This is a genomic window from Rahnella perminowiae (assembly GCF_019049755.1).
Taxonomy (GTDB): Bacteria; Pseudomonadota; Gammaproteobacteria; order Enterobacterales; family Enterobacteriaceae; genus Rahnella; species Rahnella perminowiae.
This window is the reverse complement of the sequence record NZ_JAFMOS010000249.1, coordinates 1-2,725: the sequence shown is the minus strand read 5'-3', so window position 1 is coordinate 2,725 and position 2,725 is coordinate 1. Positions and strand designations below refer to the sequence as shown.

3 protein-coding genes and 4 tRNA genes are annotated in these 2,725 nt (G+C 45.9%); 5 read left to right on the top strand and 2 right to left on the bottom strand.

Annotated elements, in window-relative coordinates; genetic code table 11:
• Both coaA and J1785_RS01840 read right to left on the bottom strand, forming a co-directional pair.
• The coding region (gene coaA, locus J1785_RS01845) for a type I pantothenate kinase (protein WP_217218678.1) at window positions 1-820 on the bottom strand (820 nt) is incomplete at its 3' end.
• Window positions 821-1,038: 218 nt separating this feature from the next.
• On the bottom strand, window positions 1,039-1,575 hold the full coding sequence (locus J1785_RS01840; RefSeq protein WP_129955682.1) for a GNAT family N-acetyltransferase: 537 nt from the start codon (window positions 1,573-1,575) through the stop codon (window positions 1,039-1,041).
• Window positions 1,576-1,960: 385 nt separating this feature from the next.
• Between J1785_RS01840 and J1785_RS01835 the strand changes: the two genes are divergently transcribed.
• From J1785_RS01835 to J1785_RS01815, 5 genes are all read left to right on the top strand, one after another.
• A tRNA-Thr gene (locus tag J1785_RS01835) sits at window positions 1,961-2,036 on the top strand.
• 20 nt (window positions 2,037-2,056) lie between these two features.
• Window positions 2,057-2,141 (top strand) — tRNA-Tyr (locus J1785_RS01830).
• A gap of 131 nt (window positions 2,142-2,272) precedes the next feature.
• Window positions 2,273-2,347: transfer RNA gene (locus J1785_RS01825), tRNA-Gly, on the top strand.
• 7 nt (window positions 2,348-2,354) lie between these two features.
• Window positions 2,355-2,430 (top strand) — tRNA-Thr (locus J1785_RS01820).
• Window positions 2,431-2,538: 108 nt separating this feature from the next.
• Window positions 2,539-2,725: GTP-binding protein (locus J1785_RS01815; RefSeq protein WP_238483025.1), on the top strand; the 187-nt coding region annotated here is incomplete at its 3' end.

Here is a 2,725-nt window from a genome sequence, read left to right as displayed (position 1 = left end):
CAATGTTCACAGCTTCTTCTTCCGGAAGTTTTGCATAATGATGGAAATAAGAATCAGGATCTGAGAATGCTCCCTGACGGAATTTCAGGAAACGATTAATATACCAACTTTGCAATAATTCTTCAGGGGCATCAACGTATATCGAGAAATCGACAAAGTCAGAAACAAATACATGATGTGGATCATGAGGATAATCCATGCCGCTTTGTAAGACATTAAGCCCTTCAAGGATCAAAATATCTGGCTGCTCAATGACTTTATTGCCCTCCGGTATCACATCATAGATCAGATGCGAATAGACTGGCGCGGTCACATGCCTTGCACCGGATTTAACCTCTGAAACAAAATTCACTAGCTGGTGCATATCATAAGACTGAGGGAATCCTTTTTTCTTCATAATCCCACGCTCCTGAAGCGTCTTGTTGGGATAGAGGAAACCATCAGTTGTAATCAGTTCTACCGAACGGTGCTCGGGCCAACGACTTAATAATGCCTGGAGGACGCGGGCCGTCGTACTTTTACCTACTGCGACACTCCCGGCGATTCCAATGACATAAGGAATTTTCTGTCCATCTGTACCGAGGAACTGCTCAAGCACGGCTTGTCGGCGCAGGTTGGAACTGATGTAAAAATTGAGAAGGCGTGAAAGTGGCAAATATATCTGTGCAACTTCCTCGAGGGATAAATCCTCGTTTATGCCTTTCAGGTTCACCACTTCTGCCTCTTTCAGCGTAAGCGGTACTGAATCACGTAAGGCTGCCCACTGCGCACGATCGAACTGCAGATAAGGAGTTGCCAAAGATGGGTCTCTTTTTTTCATAAGTTAAAGTCTGCCCGTTAGCGCAGGTCAGGAAAGGCGATCACGCCAACTCCAGACAGTAAACCAGCAGCATATTATAGACACCTTAATTTTTGAGGGAGATCTTTTTCTTATAACTTATCGATTTCTTTGATTGAGTTTAAAATTTTTTGAGAAAGTTATGTAAGCGCGGAAAGCCTATGAAAGTGCGGTGAAATGCTCACAGCACAATTTCAAGGCTAAAAGATGGATTGAGATGTGCTGGTAAAAGGTAATAACTGTTTGTAATAGACTACTTCATTTTTTCTGCTGTAACGGGAGAAATCCTGTCTGAGGAGCGCGCAGCGATACCCTTGTGCTCTGTAGAATGCTTCGGCGTCTGAACCTGACTTCATATCTGAAGACAAAATGGTGCAGCGCAGGCTCTGTGCGGTATTTTCCAGCGCACGTAGTAACAGACGACCCACGCCACGCCTTCGTGCTGTAGCGCTGACCAGCAGAGTACTTACTTCGGCCTGATGAGGTAAATCCGGTGAATGGACCAGGATAAGCTGGACGGTACCAATGACGCCTTTTTCATCCCTGGCGATCCAAAGCAATCGTTCATTTTGACTCAGAGCAGGGCATAAATCCTGAAAAGCGTCCTCAGCCTCTCTTTGACCGTTGACACAGGGGAAACCGACAGAAGCATTTGTCCTGTTAGCTTCAATCAATAGTCGCGCGAGTTCCTCTCTGTAAACCGGTAGCGTTGCGGCATTAAGCATGACAATTTTCATTGCGGCACTCCTTCCTATAATAAAACTCGCCTTCGAAAGGAGATATGCAAATATTGCGCCAGTAGAAATAGCTCGGGAATCAGGCCTGACCGACAAAGAAATGCCTCTGGATGTACATTTGTGATGCAAAAGCACATTTATAGTGCATAAATCGAACAGCAGTGCGCTGCGAGGGATTTCTGGCGAGGATGAAGTATAAGTAAGGGGGGCGTATCCATCGCGAACGGGCCTGGAGAAATGACGTTTTTGAATACATTTTGACCCTTTAAACAGCAGGAAAGGAGAAAAAGCTTAGTTTTTGAATAAAACATGAGCGATAACGCAAAACATGCAATTTTTTTGTTGCATACCCTGCAAAGTCTCCATAGAATGCGCAGCACTTGATGCCGGCATAGCTCAGTTGGTAGAGCAACTGACTTGTAATCAGTAGGTCCCGAGTTCGACTCTTGGTGCCGGCACCATTCAAGTACTTAACAATTTAGGTGGGGTTCCCGAGCGGCCAAAGGGAGCAGACTGTAAATCTGCCGTCATCGACTTCGAAGGTTCGAATCCTTCCCCCACCACCATACAAGCCTTAGCAATGAGGCAGCTTGAAATGATAGAGTCGTTTCAAGTGAAGGTGAGGAATTAAGTGTCTCACGTCCTTTTCCCCGTCTTCGAAGTTCTTCAGAAAAATCAGGTAGCCGAGTTCCAGGATGCGGGCATCGTATAATGGCTATTACCTCAGCCTTCCAAGCTGATGATGTGGGTTCGATTCCCACTGCCCGCTCCAAGTATGTGCTGATATAGCTCAGTTGGTAGAGCGCACCCTTGGTAAGGGTGAGGTCGGCAGTTCGAATCTGCCTATCAGCACCACTTCCAAATTCTCCCTCCTGATTTTCTTTCTGTAAACTAATTCGTCAAGCAAATGCTTGGTTGATGTGGTGATACCACCGATTTAACCGTGTCTTAGAGGGACAATCGATGTCTAAAGAAAAATTTGAACGTAACAAACCGCACGTTAACGTTGGTACTATCGGCCATGTTGACCACGGTAAAACTACCCTGACTGCAGCAATCACTACCGTTCTGGCTAAAACCTACGGCGGTTCTGCACGTGCATTCGACCAGATCGATAACGCACCAGAAGAAAAAGCTCGTGGTATCACCA